Source organism: Pseudomonas sp. WS 5059, assembly GCF_012985525.1.
Taxonomy (GTDB): domain Bacteria; phylum Pseudomonadota; class Gammaproteobacteria; order Pseudomonadales; family Pseudomonadaceae; genus Aquipseudomonas.
In genome coordinates this window covers 117,269-133,004 of the sequence record NZ_JAAQWO010000007.1, presented here as the reverse complement: position 1 = coordinate 133,004, position 15,736 = coordinate 117,269, and the positions used below count along the sequence as shown (strand labels likewise).

13 protein-coding genes are annotated in these 15,736 nt (G+C 62.2%); 4 read left to right on the top strand and 9 right to left on the bottom strand.

What is annotated here, in order from left to right:
- Positions 1-54: 54 nt before the first annotated feature.
- Positions 55-699, top strand: a complete 645-nt coding sequence (locus tag HBO12_RS21105) for a LexA family protein (RefSeq protein ID WP_169954375.1) — start codon at positions 55-57, stop codon at positions 697-699.
- Here HBO12_RS21105 and HBO12_RS21100 read toward each other — a convergent pair.
- The 4 genes from HBO12_RS21100 to HBO12_RS21085 are packed head-to-tail and all read right to left on the bottom strand — an operon-like array spanning position 696 to position 6,248.
- Positions 696-2,648 carry an acetyl/propionyl/methylcrotonyl-CoA carboxylase subunit alpha gene (locus HBO12_RS21100; RefSeq protein ID WP_169954374.1) on the bottom strand — a complete coding sequence of 651 codons (1,953 nt, stop codon included), beginning with the start codon at positions 2,646-2,648 and terminating at the stop codon, positions 696-698. The genes HBO12_RS21105 and HBO12_RS21100 overlap by 4 nt on opposite strands.
- Complete coding sequence (locus HBO12_RS21095) at positions 2,645-3,451, bottom strand: gamma-carboxygeranoyl-CoA hydratase (RefSeq protein ID WP_170043118.1); 807 nt, start codon at positions 3,449-3,451, stop codon at positions 2,645-2,647. The genes HBO12_RS21100 and HBO12_RS21095 overlap by 4 nt, the downstream gene beginning before the upstream one ends.
- A gap of 14 nt (positions 3,452-3,465) precedes the next feature.
- Complete coding sequence (locus HBO12_RS21090) at positions 3,466-5,073, bottom strand: carboxyl transferase domain-containing protein (protein ID WP_170043117.1); 1,608 nt, start codon at positions 5,071-5,073, stop codon at positions 3,466-3,468.
- 11 nt (positions 5,074-5,084) lie between these two features.
- On the bottom strand, positions 5,085-6,248 hold the full coding sequence (locus HBO12_RS21085; RefSeq protein WP_038441790.1) for an isovaleryl-CoA dehydrogenase: 1,164 nt from the start codon (positions 6,246-6,248) through the stop codon (positions 5,085-5,087).
- 171 nt (positions 6,249-6,419) lie between these two features.
- Here HBO12_RS21085 and HBO12_RS21080 point away from each other — a divergent pair, with 171 nt between their 5' ends.
- Entirely contained in the window at positions 6,420-8,105 is a 1,686-nt protein-coding gene (locus HBO12_RS21080; RefSeq protein ID WP_170043116.1) for an AMP-binding protein, read from the top strand.
- Between the two features lie 671 nt (positions 8,106-8,776).
- Here the strand turns inward: HBO12_RS21080 and HBO12_RS21075 are convergent.
- The 3 genes from HBO12_RS21075 to HBO12_RS21065 form a co-directional block, all read right to left on the bottom strand.
- Positions 8,777-9,676 (bottom strand): hydroxymethylglutaryl-CoA lyase, encoded by a 900-nt coding sequence (locus HBO12_RS21075; RefSeq protein ID WP_170043115.1) that lies wholly within the window; start codon positions 9,674-9,676, stop codon positions 8,777-8,779.
- A gap of 13 nt (positions 9,677-9,689) precedes the next feature.
- A complete protein-coding gene (locus HBO12_RS21070) occupies positions 9,690-10,091 on the bottom strand; it encodes a MerR family transcriptional regulator (RefSeq protein ID WP_154220670.1) in 402 nt (133 codons plus the stop codon).
- Between the two features lie 70 nt (positions 10,092-10,161).
- Entirely contained in the window at positions 10,162-11,091 is a 930-nt protein-coding gene (locus tag HBO12_RS21065; RefSeq protein WP_169954368.1) for a LysR family transcriptional regulator, read from the bottom strand.
- A 151-nt stretch (positions 11,092-11,242) separates the two neighbouring features.
- Between HBO12_RS21065 and HBO12_RS21060 the strand changes: the two genes are divergently transcribed.
- Positions 11,243-12,472 (top strand): acyl-CoA dehydrogenase, encoded by a 1,230-nt coding sequence (locus HBO12_RS21060; protein ID WP_029298342.1) that lies wholly within the window; start codon positions 11,243-11,245, stop codon positions 12,470-12,472.
- A 104-nt stretch (positions 12,473-12,576) separates the two neighbouring features.
- On the opposite strand, the gene HBO12_RS21055 is transcribed toward HBO12_RS21060, so the two are convergent.
- Together HBO12_RS21055 and xthA are read right to left on the bottom strand one after the other, a co-directional pair.
- Complete coding sequence (locus HBO12_RS21055) at positions 12,577-13,917, bottom strand: substrate-binding domain-containing protein (RefSeq protein WP_170043114.1); 1,341 nt, start codon at positions 13,915-13,917, stop codon at positions 12,577-12,579.
- A gap of 136 nt (positions 13,918-14,053) precedes the next feature.
- Entirely contained in the window at positions 14,054-14,866 is an 813-nt protein-coding gene (gene xthA, locus HBO12_RS21050; protein WP_169954366.1) for an exodeoxyribonuclease III, read from the bottom strand.
- A gap of 187 nt (positions 14,867-15,053) precedes the next feature.
- Here xthA and HBO12_RS21045 point away from each other — a divergent pair, with 187 nt between their 5' ends.
- A complete protein-coding gene (locus tag HBO12_RS21045; protein WP_169954365.1) occupies positions 15,054-15,704 on the top strand; it encodes a GNAT family N-acetyltransferase in 651 nt (216 codons plus the stop codon).
- Positions 15,705-15,736: the final 32 nt, after the last annotated feature.

Below are 15,736 nucleotides of genomic sequence, written 5' to 3'. Positions count from 1 at the left end.
ATTACTACAAACTGTTTATTGTCGCCGCGAATACACCCGGTATTGTCATGCCCCATGGATAAATGGATAGCGTTGGTCAAAGCCAACATGAAGGCCCGCCAGGTCACGCAAAACCAACTGGCCACGCGCCTGGGCATGTCCCAGGGCGGTGTTGCCCATTGGCTGGGCAAGCGCCGGGTACCGAGCCTCGACGACATGAACCGGGTGCTCGAGGAACTGGGCCTGGGTTACCTGGAAGCGGCACTGGTAATCCGCGAGAAGGGCGAGGCCCCGGCCGACGAAGCCGCGCCGGCCGTTCAATACAACCCGTATTTTCGCTACCCCGTGAGGGACTGGAAGCAGCCCGGCCGGGTCCATGAATCGCGGCCGGCCTACGGCCCTGCGCGTTTTGAGGCGAGCGACTACGACGCCGATGGCGAGGCGTTCTGGCTGCAGGTGAGCGGTGATGCGATGACGGCACCGAGCGGGCCGAGCATCGCCGAAGGGATGATGATCCTGGTGGACCCGGCTCTCGCCGCCGAGCCCGGCAAATTGGTGGTAGCCCAATGGGCCGGCAGCAGCCAGGCGACCTTTCGCAAGTTGATCGAGGAAAGCGGCCAGCGTTACCTGATGCCGCTCAACCCGACCTACCCCAAGGCCCTGCTCACCGATGACTGTCAGATCATCGGCGTCGTGGTACAGGCCACGGTGAAGTTCTAGGCCAGGGCCTCCAGCTCCACCAAGGCGCTGCCTTCGCCGACCATTTCGCCTTCCTGGCAATACAGCGCCTTGACCACCCCCCCATGGGGCGCGCGGATGCTGTGCTCCATCTTCATGGCTTCGAGCACCACCAGTTGTGTGCCAGCCTCGACCGTCTGCCCGACTTCCACCAGCACCCGCACGATGCTGCCGTTCATCGGCGCAGTGAGGCCGCCCTGATGGGCCTGTCCGGCATCGACGGCGGCGATCGGATCAAACAGCGTCACGCCGCGCATCTCACCCTGCCAGCGCAGGAACAGCGTCTGCCCATGGCGCACGGCCAGGTGCGAGCGGCGGATTCCGGCATCCGCGATCACCAAGTGTTCGTCGCGCAGTTGCGGCACAGCGTGCGTTTGCAGCGTTACCAAGCGGTCCTGGCCGTCGCAGCTCAGGTGCAGTGAAGTCTCGGCGGGCAGGCCCGCACGAAAGCCCTGCGTCGCAGCCCACGGCGAGGCGGGGTCGTCGTCCCGCAGCCGAGGCAGTTGGCTTTGCATAAACGCGTGCCCAGCCGCGTGCCAGAACTCATCGCTCAAGGCGCTGGCGCCTGGCAGCAATTGCTCCTGATAGCGCGGGATGAAGCCGGTATCCAACTGCGCCGCAGCGAATGCCGGGTGGCCGATGATGCGCCGCAAAAAGCCCAGGTTGGTCTTCAAACCGCCGACCGCAAACTCGTCGAGCATGCTCAACAGGCGCAGGCGCGCCTGTTCGCGGTCCTCGCCCCAGGCAATCAGCTTGCCGAGCATCGGGTCGTAGAAGGGCGAAACGTCGTCGCCCTGCTCGACGCCACTGTCCACCCGGCGTCCCGGGCCTGGCGCTGATTCACGGTACAGCGCCAGATGCCCGGTGGCCGGCAAAAAGTCATTGGCCGGGTCTTCGGCATACAGCCGCACTTCAATGGCATGGCCGCGCAACGGCACCTGCTCCTGGGTGATTGGCAACGGCTCGCCTTGCGCCACGCGAATCTGCCAGGCCACCAGGTCCAGGCCGGTGATGGCCTCGGTCACCGGGTGTTCCACCTGCAAGCGGGTGTTCATCTCCATGAAGAAGAATTCACCGCGCGCATCCAGCAGAAACTCCACGGTGCCGGCGCCCACATAGCCAATCGCTTGGGCGGCACGCACCGCTGCCTCGCCCATGGCCTGGCGCAGGGCAGGGCTGAGGCCGGGGGCCGGTGCTTCTTCGACGACCTTTTGATGGCGACGCTGGATCGAGCAGTCGCGTTCATTGAGGTACAGGCAATGGCCGTGCTGGTCGGCGAATACCTGGATCTCCACGTGGCGCGGCTTGATCAGGTATTTCTCCACCAGCATCTGCGCGTTGCCAAACGACGACAGCGCCTCGCGCTGGGCCGAGGCCAGAGCTTCGGCCAGTTGGCTTTCGTCCTCGACCACTTTCATGCCCTTGCCGCCGCCGCCGGCCGTGGCCTTGAGCAGCACCGGGTAGCCAATGCGCGCGGCAGCCTGGCGGAAGGTTTCCAGGTCCTGGCCGGCCCCGTGGTAACCCGGCACCAGCGGCACGCCGGCGGTTTCCATCAATGCCTTGGCCGCCGACTTGCTGCCCATGGCATCAATGGCCGAGGCAGGTGGGCCGAGGAAAATCAGCCCAGCCTCTTCAATCGCCCGCGCAAAACCCGGGTTTTCGGAAAGAAAGCCATAGCCGGGATGAATCGCCTGGGCGCCGCTGGCCTTGGCCGCGGCGATCAGTTTGTCGATCTGCAGGTAACTGTCGGCGGCCTTGCTGCCGCCCAGGTCCACCCGGATATCGGCTTCGCGGCTGTGGCGCGCATCGCGGTCCGTAGCGCTGTGTACGGCAACGGTGGTCATGCCCAACGCCTTGGCCGTGCGCATGACCCGGCAGGCGATTTCGCCACGGTTGGCCACCAGTACGCAGGTAATCAACGGTGCACTCATGAGCGCGGCTCCTGGGACTGCCAACTGGGCGCACGCTTGTGCAAAAACGCGCGCAGGCCTTCCTGGCCTTCGGCGCTGACGCGGATGCGTGAGATGGCATTTTCGCAGTAACGGCGCAACGCCGGGGTGAGTGCGCCGTTACCCACTTCGCGCAGTAGATCCTTGCTGGCGCGCATGGCGGCCGGGCTGTTGAGCAACAGGTTGGCGGTCCATAGTTCGACTTGCTGATTCAGCGCCTCAAGCGGGTAGCTTTGCGCCAACAGCCCGATGGCTTGCGCCTGTTGGCCGTCGAAGCGTTCTGCGGTCAAGGCATAGCGGCGTGCCGCACGCTCGCCAATCGCCTGCACCACAAACGGGCTGATGACAGCCGGTGCGAGGCCGATGCGTACTTCTGACAGGCAGAACTGCGCATCATCGGCGCCAATGGCCATGTCGCAGCAACTGATCAGGCCCAGGGCGCCGCCATAGGCCGCGCCCTGGACCACCGCCAGTGTCGGGATCTTCAGCTTGGCCAGGTTGTACATCAACTCCGCCAGCTCGCGGGCGTCGTCGAGGTTGGTGTGGTAGTCCAGCTCGGCCGACTGCTGCATCCAGGCCAGGTCCGCGCCGGCGCTGAAATGCTTGCCGCGCCCGCGTACCAGCAGAAAGCGCAGGGAGGCATCGGCCTGCACCTGGTCCAGGGCAATGATCAGCTCGCGGATCATTTCGGCGTTGAACGCGTTGTTCTTGTGTTCCCGGCTCAACCACAGCGTGGCAAAGCCACGGGGGTCGTTGACCAGTTCAACGGTGTTGAAATCGCTCATGGGTGCAGCTCCAATTACATGCGGAACACGCCGAAGCGGCTCGGCTCGATGGGGGCATTCAGCGCGGCGGACAAGGCCAGGGCCAGCACGTCACGGGTCTGCAAGGGGTCGATGACGCCGTCATCCCACAGGCGGGCGCTGGAGTAGTAGGGGTGGCCCTGGGTTTCGTACTGGTCGAGGATCGGCTGCTTGATCTGCGCTTCGTCCTCGGCGCTGAACGCCTGGCCACCGCGTTCGGCCTGCTCGCGCTTGACCTGCACCAGCACGCCGGCGGCCTGTTCGGCGCCCATCACGCCAATGCGGGCGTTGGGCCACATCCACAAAAAGCGCGGGTCATAGGCGCGTCCGCACATCCCGTAGTTACCGGCACCAAAGCTGCCGCCGATGATCACCGTGAATTTCGGCACCTTGGCGCAGGCCACCGCCGTGACCAGCTTGGCGCCGTGCTTGGCGATGCCACCGGCTTCGTACTTCTGCCCGACCATAAAGCCGGTGATGTTCTGCAAGAACAACAGGGGAATCCCGCGCTGGCAGGCCAGTTCGATAAAGTGCGCGCCTTTTTGCGCAGCTTCAGCGAAGAGGATCCCGTTGTTGGCGAGGATCGCGATGGGGTAGCCATGCAAATGGGCAAAGCCGCAGACCAGCGTGGTGCCGAACAGCGCCTTGAACTCATCGAAGACCGAGCCGTCCACCAGTCGCGCAATCACTTCGCGCACATCAAAAGGTTGCTTGGCGTCGGCCGGGATCACCCCGTACAACTCGTCGCTGGCGTACAGCGGCGCGACCGGCGTGCGCTGTTGCAACTGCCCCTGCTTGCGCCAGTTGAGGTTGGCAACGCTGCGCCGGGCCAGGGCCAGGGCGTGTTCGTCGCTGTCGGCGTAGTGGTCGGCCACCCCGGAAATCTTGCAGTGCACGTCGGCCCCGCCAAGGTCTTCGGCGCTGACCACTTCGCCGGTGGCGGCCTTCACCAGTGGCGGGCCGGCGAGGAAGATAGTCGCCTGCTGGCGCACCATGATCGCTTCATCGGCCATCGCCGGTACATAGGCGCCGCCAGCGGTGCAGGAACCCATGACCACGGCGATCTGCGGGATGCCTTGCGCGCTCATGTTGGCCTGGTTGAAGAAGATCCGCCCAAAGTGCTCGCGGTCGGGAAACACCTCATCCTGGCGCGGCAGGTTGGCGCCGCCGGAATCCACCAGGTAGATGCACGGCAGGCGGTTCTGTTCGGCGATGGTCTGTGCGCGCAGGTGTTTTTTTACGGTCAGCGGGTAGTAGGAGCCGCCTTTTACCGTGGCATCGTTGGCGACGATCATGCATTCCACGCCTTCAACGCGGCCGATCCCGGCGATCACGCCAGCAGCCGGTACGTCTTCACCGTAGACCTGATATGCCGCCAGTTGGCTGAGCTCAAGGAACGCCGAGCCCGGGTCGAGCAGGCGGTTGATGCGCTCGCGCGGCAGCAGCTTGCCACGGGAGGTATGACGCTCCTGGGCCTTGCTGCCGCCGCCTTGCTGGACCTGGGCGAGCAGGGTGTGCAAGGCATCGACCTGTTTGAGCATCGCCGCGCTGTTGGCGGCGAATTCTGCCGAACGCGGGTTGAGTTGGGTGTGCAGGGTGGCCATGGTGCACTCCCTCAGCGGGTTTCGTTGAACAGTTCGCGACCAATCAGCATGCGCCGGATCTCACTGGTGCCCGCGCCGATTTCATACAGCTTGGCATCGCGCAGCAGGCGGCCAGCGGGGAATTCATTGATGTAGCCATTGCCGCCGAGAATCTGGATTGCATCAAGGGCCATCTGCGTTGCGCGTTCGGCGCTGTACAGGATCACCCCGGCGGCGTCCTTGCGCGTGGTTTCACCACGCTCGCAGGCCTGGGCCACCGCATAGAGGTAGGCGCGGCTGGCGTTGAGCTGGGTGTACATGTCGGCGACCTTGCCCTGGATCAGCTGGAACTCACCGATGCTCTGGCCGAACTGCTTGCGGTCGTGGATGTACGGCACGATCAGGTCCATGCAGGCCTGCATGATCCCGGTAGGGCCACCGGAGAGCACCACGCGTTCGTAGTCCAGGCCGCTCATCAGCACTTTGACCCCGCCATTGAGCGCGCCGAGGATGTTTTCTTCGGGCACTTCGACGTCATCGAAAAACAGCTCGCAGGTGTTGGAGCCGCGCATGCCCAGCTTGTCGAACTTGTTGCTGCGGCTGAACCCTTTGGCGTCGCGCTCGACGATAAACGCGGTAATGCCGTGGGCGCCTTTTTCCAGGTCGGTCTTGGCGTAGATCACATAGGTGTGGGCATCGGGGCCGTTGGTGATCCAGGTCTTGCTGCCGTTGAGCACATATACGCTGCCACGCTTGTCGGCGCGCAGCTTCATCGACACCACATCGGAACCGGCATTCGGCTCGCTCATGGCCAGGGCGCCAATGTGCTCGCCGCTGATCAGCTTGGGCAAGTACTTGAGTTTTTGCTCGTGGTTGCCGTTGCGGTTGATCTGGTTGACGCACAGGTTGGAGTGCGCGCCGTAGGACAGCGCCACCGAGGCCGAGCCACGGCTGATTTCTTCCATGGCCACCACGTGGGCCAGGTAACCCAGGCCGGCACCGCCGTATTCTTCCGGCACGGTGATGCCCAATAGGCCCATGTCACCGAACTTGCGCCACATATCCACGGGGAACAGGTTGTCGATATCAATCTGCGCTGCCCGTGGCGCCAGCTCCTTGGCCACGAAGGCCTGCACCTGGTCGCGCAGCATGTCGATGGTTTCACCGAGGGCGAAGTTCAGGGTCGGGTAACTCATGGGAGGGCACCTATAAACATTATTGTTGTGGGGCTGGCGACGCCATTGGGCGATCACCTTTACGTTAACGTAAACTTGCGTTGCATGACTGTCAATCGTAGCTTACGTTAACGTCAAGCTCGCGCCTGACCGGCGCACCGTCCACCTACAAAAAAGACAATAGGGGTCGTCATGGATCAACCGAATCAGAGCTACAGTCGTGGCCCACAGGACAAGGCCCTGTTGGCCATGACCATCGGCCAGGCATTTGACCGCACCGTGGCGCAGCACCCGGAGGGCGAGGCCCTGGTGGTGCGCCATCAGCAACTGCGCTACACCTGGCGGCAACTGGCCGAAGCCGTGGACCTGCATGCACGCGGGCTGCAGGCCCTGGGGTTACAGGCCGGGGATCGCCTGGGCATCTGGGCGCCGAACTGCGCCGAGTGGTGCATCAGCCAGGTGGCCAGCGCCAAGCTCGGGGTGATCCTGGTCAACATCAACCCGGCCTACCGCAGCAGCGAACTGGAATACGTGCTCAAGCAGTCGGGTTGCCAGTGGTTGATCTGTGCCGGCGCGTTCAAGTCCTCCGACTACCACGGGATGCTGCAGGCGCTGGTGCCGGAACTGGCGGAGCAGGGCATCGGCCAGTTGCGCTGTGACCTGTTGCCGCAACTGCGCGGGGTGATCAGCCTGGAGGCGCGACCGCCCTCGGGGTTCCTGCCCTGGTCGCAATTGTCGGCTCTGGGGACGGGTACACCCCAGGAACAATTGCACCACCGCGAGGCCAGCCTGCACTTCGATCAAGCCGTCAACATCCAGTACACCTCCGGTACCACGGGCTTCCCCAAGGGCGCCACCCTCAGTCACCACAACATCCTCAACAACGGCTACATGGTCGGCGAAAGCCTGGGCCTGACCGCGCAGGATCGCCTGGTGATCCCGGTGCCGCTCTATCATTGCTTTGGCATGGTCATGGGTAACCTGGGCTGCATCACCCATGGCACCACCATGATCTATCCCAATGATGGCTTCGACCCGCTACTGACTCTGGCCGCCGTGGCCGAAGAACGCGCTACCGGCCTGTACGGCGTACCGACGATGTTTATCGCGGTGCTCGATCATCCGCAACGCAGCACGTTCGACCTGTCGACCCTGCGCACCGGGATCATGGCCGGCTCCACCTGCCCGATCGAGGTGATGCGCCGGGTGATCAGCGACCTGCACATGAGAGAAGTGCAGATTGCCTACGGCATGACCGAGACCAGCCCGGTGTCGTTGCAGACCGGTGCGGATGATGACCTGGAGCGGCGCGTGACCACGGTCGGGCGCACCCAGCCCCAGTTGGAAAGCAAGATCATCGACGAAGCCGGCAACACCTTGCCGCGTGGGCAGATCGGTGAGTTGTGCACCCGAGGCTACAGCGTGATGCTCGGCTACTGGAACAACCCCGAGGGCACCCGCGAAGCGATCGACGACGCCGGCTGGATGCACACCGGCGACCTGGCGACCATGGATGAGCAGGGTTACGTGTGCATCGCCGGGCGTAACAAAGACATGATCATTCGCGGTGGCGAAAACGTGTACCCACGGGAGCTGGAGGAGTTCTTCTTCACCCACCCGGCGGTGGCGGATGTGCAGATCATCGGCATTCCCGACGAGCGTTACGGTGAAGAGATCGTGGCCTGGATCAAATTCCACCCGGGGCAGGTGGCCAACGAGCTGGAACTGCAGACCTGGTGCAAGGGGCGCATTGCACACTTCAAGACGCCGAAGCATTTCCGGTTTGTCGAAGAGTTTCCGATGACGGTGACGGGGAAGATCCAGAAGTTTCGCATGCGTGAGATCACGATCGAGCAACTGCGAACGCTGAAACCCTGATCGCCCCGATCTAAAGGGTGGGAGCTGGCTTGCCTGCGATTGCGGTTTATCAGTCAACAATTGAGTCGCTGACACACCGCTATCGCAGGCAAGCCAGCTCCCACATTAACGGTGGCGTGTCAGTCGGTATTGTTTTCATCCAGACAGCACAAAGGGGAGCCGAAGCTCCCCTTTAATTTGTTGTTACGTGCTCTTTTTTTATTATTGAGGGGCGGTCTGTTGTTGTTTTTGGCAACCGTGGCCCTTTACCGCTGTTTTTGGCGACCCCCATCCGGGGTCAAGAGCAAACGTATTTTTTTGAGCGCTGATCTGCTTCTTCGCACGCGATCCAACCAGTGGGTAGCTACCTTGAGGTAGTTTTATTGTTCTCTGCCCGGTTGCGAGTGGCGGCTTGCGCCGTACCCTGCGAAGCACATCTTCTCCAAAAAAATCTGTTAGCTGCGTCTCTGCCGTGTTGTTTTTGTTATGTCAGAGTCGTTACGTCTTATTTTTATTAGGTTTGGTGCTTTTTATTCTTGTTATGCCATAGAGATAGCAGGAGCCGTGCCAACTTTTAAAAGTCCTTTAAAATCAATGGCTTGATTTTTATGAGGGAAATTTACTTCAGAAAATGCGACAAGATATGTTCCCGTGTTACCCGATGTGTAGCCGCGAGGTAACACAAGCGCTACTCAACGGGCATTGCGGGCCCTGGCCACGCGTGAGCCGGTAGGGCGGCCCAGGACCGTACAGATCTGCTGGCCCGCCACAATCAACTGGTCCATGTCGATACCGGTCTCGATGCCCAGGCCATCGAGCAGGTACAGCACGTCCTCGGTGGCCACGTTACCGCTGGCGCCCTTGGCATAGGGGCAGCCGCCAAGGCCGGCGATAGAGCTGTCGAACACCTGTATACCTTCCAGCAGGCTGGCATAGACATTGGCGATGGCCTGGCCGTAGGTGTCATGGAAATGCCCGGCGAGCTTTGCCCGTGGCACGTCCTTGCCCACCACCTCGAACATGCGCCGCGTAGCCCCTGCGGTGCCGGTGCCGATGGTGTCGCCCAACGACACCTCGTAACAGCCCATGGCATACAGCTCACGGGCCACGGCGGCCACTTGCTCCGGCGCAACCCGGCCTTCGTAAGGGCAACCCAGCACACAGGACACATAGCCGCGCACACTCACACCATGCTGCTGCGCCGCCGCCATGATCGGCGCAAAGCGCTCCAGGCTCTCGCTGATGGAGCAGTTGATATTGCGCTGGGAAAACGCCTCGGACGCCGCCGCAAACACCGCGACTTCCTTGACCCCGGCCGCCAGCGCGTCCTCGAACCCACGCAGGTTCGGCGCCAGCGCGCCGTAGATCACGCCGGGCTTGCGCTGGATCTGTGCAAACACTTCGGCGGAGCCGGCCATTTGCGGCACCCACTTGGGCGAGACAAAACTGCCGACTTCGATGTAACCCAGGCCTGCCGCACTGAGGGCATCGACCAGTTGCACCTTGTCGGCCACGCTGATCGGCTGTGCTTCGTTTTGCAGGCCGTCGCGCGGGCCGACCTCGACCAGGCGCACATGAGAGGGGAGAGACATGGGATCTACCTTTTTATTGGGGTTGGCCGACCTGGCTCTGGATCGTCTGTTCCAGGGCCTGGGTGCAACGTTCTTCGGCGGTGTCCAGTTCCAGCTTCATCTGTTCGATGTCCAGCAACTGTTGTTCCAACTGCTCGCGGCGTTCGCTGATCTTCGCCAGCATGCTGTGCAATTGCTTTTGATTGCCGCTGCTGGGGTCGTAGAGCTCGATCAGTTCGCGGCATTCGGCCAGGGAAAAACCGATGCGCTTGCCACGCAGGATCAGCTTGAGGCTGACTTTGTCCCGGGGCGAATAGATACGCTCCTGGCCTCGGCGTTCAGGGCTCAAGAGGCCTTGTTCTTCATAGAAGCGAATGGCCCGGGTGGTGATGTCCAACTCGCGGGCCAGGTCGGAGATGCTGTAGGTCGTGCTCATGGTCGCGCTCAAGGAGGGTCTTGACGCTACGCTAATGGCTGCTTGACGTAAACGTCAAGCAAATCACCACCTACGCGTTATCCAACTTCTTCTCGCGCGCCGTGACCTGCTGGCACAACTCGATCATCTGCTCGCGCATCCAGCGGTTGGCCGGGTCCTGGTCGGTACTTTCATGCCAGTACAGGTGGGTTTCCACCGGCGGCACATCATTGACCGGCAGGTTGAATGAGTGCAGATCGTTACGCCGTGCAAAGCGCTCGGGCACGGTCATCACCATATCGGTCTGCTGCAGGACCTGGGAGGCCATCAGGTAATGCTGGGAACGCAGGGCGATCTTGCGCTGGATCCCCATTTTGCCCAGGGCCAGGTCGACGTGGCCCAGGCCATTGCGCCGGCTGGAAATATGGATATGGGTCAGCGCCAGGTAGTCATCGAGGCTGAATTTTTCCTTGCCCGCCATCGGGTGGCCCTTGCGCATGGCACACACGTAGCGGTCTTCCATCAGCTTGACGTGGCGCACTTGCGGGTCGGTGTTGAGCGGCGCGTCCACCGCAAAATCCAGGCGGCCGGCGGCCAGTTCCTTGGTGGTTTCCCGACGTTTGGACAAAAAGCTCTCGATGATCACCGTGGGCGCCAGGCGGCGCAGGCGCTGGAACAGCGGCGGCAGGATCACCGCTTCAGTGAGGTCGGTCATGCTGATGCGGTAGGTCTTGGCCGCCTGTAACGGGTTGAAGATCCGGCTTTCCTGCACCGACACCCGCAGCAACGACAAGGCGTTGCGCACCGGGCCAATGATGTTCTGGGCCATGGGAGTCGGCACCATGCCCTGGGCGGTGCGCACGAACAACGGGTCGTTGAAGGTCTCGCGCAGGCGTGCCAGGGCGTTGGAAACCGCCGGCTGGGTGATGCCGACGATCTGCCCGGCGCGGGTCAGGTTGGCTTCGGTGTAGATCGCGTCAAACACGATGAAAAGATTGAGGTCGACCTTGCTCAGATTCATTTCGTTGCGCTCTTCTTGTTAGGTTTTCATGCGCCGATCATATATCGGTGATGAATGTTAATACACGCCGAGAATAGGCTAGGTAAATTATCAACGCTGTTCTAGCATCGATTGCATGACCTAAACAACCTCTCCAAGAAGGGAGCTGCTCATGGATTTTGCCTATTCGCCCAAGGTTCAGGAACTGCGTGAACGCGTTACCGCGTTTATGGATGCTTACGTGTACCCCGCCGAGCCGGTGTTCGAGCGCCAGGTCAGCGAAGGTGATCGCTGGCAGCCCACCGCCATCATGGAAGAGCTCAAGGCCAAGGCCAAGGCCGAAGGCCTGTGGAACCTGTTCCTGCCGGAGTCCGAACTGGGCGCCGGCCTGACCAACCTGGAATACGCGCCGCTCGCCGAAATCATGGGCCGCTCCCTGCTGGGGCCGGAGCCGTTCAACTGCTCGGCGCCCGACACCGGCAACATGGAAGTGCTGGTGCGCTATGCCAACGAAGAGCAGAAGCAACGTTGGCTGGAGCCGCTGCTGCGCGGCGAGATCCGCTCGGCATTCGCCATGACCGAACCGGATGTGGCGTCTTCCGACGCCACCAACATGGCCGCCCGCGCCGAGCGCCAGGGTGACGAGTGGGTGATCAACGGGAAGAAGTGGTGGACCTCCGGCGCGTGCGACCCGCGTTGCAAGATCCTGATCTTCATGGGCCTGAGCAACCCGGATGCGCCGCGCCACCAGCAGCACTCGATGATCCTGGTGCCGGTGGATGCACCGGGGGTGAAAATCGTCCGGCCGCTGCCGGTGTTCGGCTACGACGACGCGCCTCACGGGCATGCCGAAGTGCTGTTCGACAACGTGCGTGTGCCGTACGAAAACGTCCTGTTGGGTGAAGGTCGCGGCTTTGAAATTGCCCAGGGGCGCCTTGGCCCGGGCCGTATCCACCACTGCATGCGCTCCATCGGCATGGCTGAGCGCGCCCTGGAATTGATGTGCAAACGCTCGGTCAGCCGCACCGCCTTCGGCAAGCCGTTGGCACGCCTGGGTGGCAATATCGACAAAATCGCCGACTCGCGGATGGAAATCGACATGGCGCGCCTGCTGACGTTGAAGGCGGCCTACATGATGGATACGGTCGGCAACAAAGTGGCGAAAAGTGAAATCGCCCAGATCAAGGTGGTGGCGCCGAATGTGGCCTTGAAGGTGATTGACCGGGCGATCCAGATCCACGGCGGTGCCGGGGTCTCCAATGACTTCCCGCTGGCCTATATGTACGCCATGCAGCGCACCCTGCGCCTGGCCGACGGCCCAGATGAAGTGCACCGGGCGGCGATTGGCAAGTTCGAGATTGGCAAGTATGTGCCTAAAGAGCTGATGCGCAGCGGCCAGTAGGACCGCGTCGCCTGCATCGCGGGCAAGCCCGCTCCCACACTGACCTCTGTGGGAGCGGGCTTGCCCGCGATTGCGGTGGGCCAATCAACACCCGTCTGCAGGCTTCAGTAAACCCAGACCTCCACCCGGCGATTCTTGATCCGCCCCTCATCCACGGTGTTGGCCGCTACCGGCATCTCGGCGCCAAAGCCGCGAATATCGCGCAACACCACGCCACTCTTGACCAACTCCCGGCGCACTGCCATCGCCCGCAGCTTGGACAGCAGGTCGGCGCGCTGCGGGTCATCCTTGGCATCACCAAACCCCACCAGTGTGACCCGCTTGTCCCGTTTGTCGTGGCTGCCTATATAAGCCACCACCCGCGCCAGATCCTGGCGTGCCTTGTTGTCCAGGCTGGCACTGCCTTCTTCGAAGCGAAAGTTCACGCTCAGGCGCTGCGCCTCGCGGGCGATGGCCTGGTAGGCCTCGGGCATCGGTGCCCGAGGCTGCACGGTGATGGCCTGGACCTGTTGGGCGATAAAACCATTGGCGGCCACGATGGCCTGGCCCTGGGCGCTTTGGGCAAAGTCCACCAGGGCCTCGGCCCAGGGGTTGCTGTTATTGGGCGGCAGGTAGAAAAACAAGCGGCGCGACAGCGGATAGTCCTCGGTGGCGATCAGGCTGCTCTGCGGCAACATGGCTTGGGAGTCACCGTCAATGATGGCTGCGGCCTTGGCCTGGCGCACGTAGGGCAGGCCGATAAAGCCGATGCCTTGCGGGTCGTGGCTGACCGCATCGGACAATTGTTCGCTGGACTCAAAGCGCTTGGCGGTGCTGTCGAGGGTTTTGCCGCGACGGCTGAGCACCAGTTCCTTGAAGGTGTCGAAGGTGCCGGATTGATCATCGCGGGCATACAGCCGGATCTTCCCGCCGCTGCCGCCCAAGGCTTCCCAGGTGCTGATTTCGCCGCTGAAAATCCTCGCCAGTTGGTCGGTGGTCAGCATCTGCAGTGGGTTGCTTGGATGCAGGATGATCGCCAGGCCATCGATGGCAATCACCTGTTCGGCGCCGGGGCTTTTCAGGTCGCCCAGGGGTTCAAGCTCGACCAGCTCGCGGTCCTTGATCGGGCGCGACGCGGCGGCCAGGTCGGCCTCGGCATTTTTCAGCGCGGCGAAGCCGGTGCTGGTGCCGTGGGCGGCGATTTCCACCAGCACTCGCTTGCCCTGGGGGCTGGTGCCGACGAGGCGCTGTTCGTTGGGACGGCTGGCCGGTTCACGGTGCACGGCCTTCAGGCCCTGTTGCTCCATCAGGCCCTTGACCAACGCCGGTCCCAGCGCCGCGCCAATGGTATTGGAACCCTGGATGCGCAAGGCCGGGCCATGTTCGGGAAAGGGTAGGGGCGTTGCAAGCGCCGCAAGAGGAAAAGCGCCGCAGAGGGCCAGCAGGTACAGAACGCGCAGCATCATGCCGCCACCTTCTCAAGCCAAAGGAAGTGCGGGCAGATTAAGTCAGTAAGGTTGCCAAAATATGACTGAGACCCAGCCTATCCAAATGTGGGAGCTGGCAAGCCAGCTCCCACATTTTATGGTGTCGGCGCAAAGATCAGCTCAGTTCCAGCCAGATCGGCGCATGGTCCGATGGTTTTTCCAGGCCGCGCAGCTCGTAGTCCACACCCGCGTCCTTGACCCGTGGCAGCAGGCCATTGGAGGCCATGATCAGGTCGATGCGCAGGCCCCGCTTGGGTTCATCTTCAAAACCGCGGCTGCGGTAATCGAACCAACTGAAGCGATCGGCCACATCCGGGTTCAGGTGCCGGAAGCTGTCCGTCAGGCCCCAGTTCTTCAGGCGTGCCATCCACTCGCGCTCTTCCGGCAGGAAGCTGCATTTGCCGGTCTTCAGCCAGCGCTTGGCGTTGTCGGCACCGATGCCGATGTCGCAATCCTCGGGGGAGATGTTCACGTCGCCCATCACCACCAGCGCCTGGTCATTGCTGAACTGGGTTTGCAGCAGGTTTTGCAGGTCTTCGTAGAAGCGCTGCTTGGCCGGGAACTTGGTTGGGTGGTCGCGGCTTTCACCCTGTGGGAAATAGCCGTTCATGATGGTGATCGGGTTGCCGTGTTCATCAGCAAAGGTGCCCCAGATAAAGCGGCGCTGGGCATCTTCTTCGTCGCTGGCAAAACCCTTGTGCAGGGCCAGTGGTTCCTGGCGCGAGAGCAGGGCGACACCGTAGTGGCCTTTCTGCCCGTGGTAGTACACGTGGTAGCCCAGGGCCTGGACTTCGGCCAGCGGGAACTGGTCGTCGTGGACCTTGGTTTCCTGCAGGCCGATCACGTCCGGTTGATGTTTGTCGATCAGGGCCGCCAGCTGATGAGGCCGGGCGCGCAGCCCGTTGATATTGAAGGAGACGATTTTCATGGTCGGCAGTCCAGTCTGGCAAAAGGGCGATGCTAGCCGACAAGTCGGACGGGGGCCAGCGTGGCGGTAGGACAGATGCACTGCTAATGTCTCTCAAGGAGCCGATGGCAGGGAACGACTCAGTTGCCCCGGGCTCGTAACAATAAGAGCGCGGCCTTTTGAGTTGCGCCCAGGGGAGATACACCGGATGCCTGATACCTCGACCGCCATTGCCCAGGTTCATATGCTCGACCGCGGCTATTCGCGCGAAGCGCGTTCGCTGCTGTACCACGCCTATCGCCATGAGCCGACCTTCGCCTATCTGTTCGAAGCCGAACGCTCCGGTTATGAGCAGCGGGTCAGGGCCACCGTGCGCGAGCTGGTCAAGCAGCATTTTCTCCAGGAACTGCCGGCGATCGGCCTGCTGGTCAATGACCGGCTGATCGGCATCGCCCTGATTGCCCCGCCACAACGGCGCCTGGGCATCACGGAAAGCTGGGCCTGGCAATTGCGTATGTGGCTGAGCACCGGTGTGCGCTGCACCCGGCGTTACCTCGAATATCATCAGGCGGTGTTGGCTTGCCTGCCGTCCGAGTCGGTGCATGTGTTGCCGCTGCTGGGGATCCACCCGCAATTCCAGGGCAAGCACTACGGTGAACAACTGCTGGAAGCCGTGCATAACTGGTGCGCGCAGGACCCGCATTCACAAGGGGTGGTGCTGGACACTGGCAATCCGCTCTACCTGGAGTTCTACAAGCGCCAGGGCTATGACGAAGTCGGAGAGGTGGCTGTAGGACCCATCTTGGAGCATGTGTTTTTTCACCCGAATCCCCAGGTGTTACAACCTGCAACGCCTTAACACAGAATTATTCAGACAATTCCCGGTTCTAA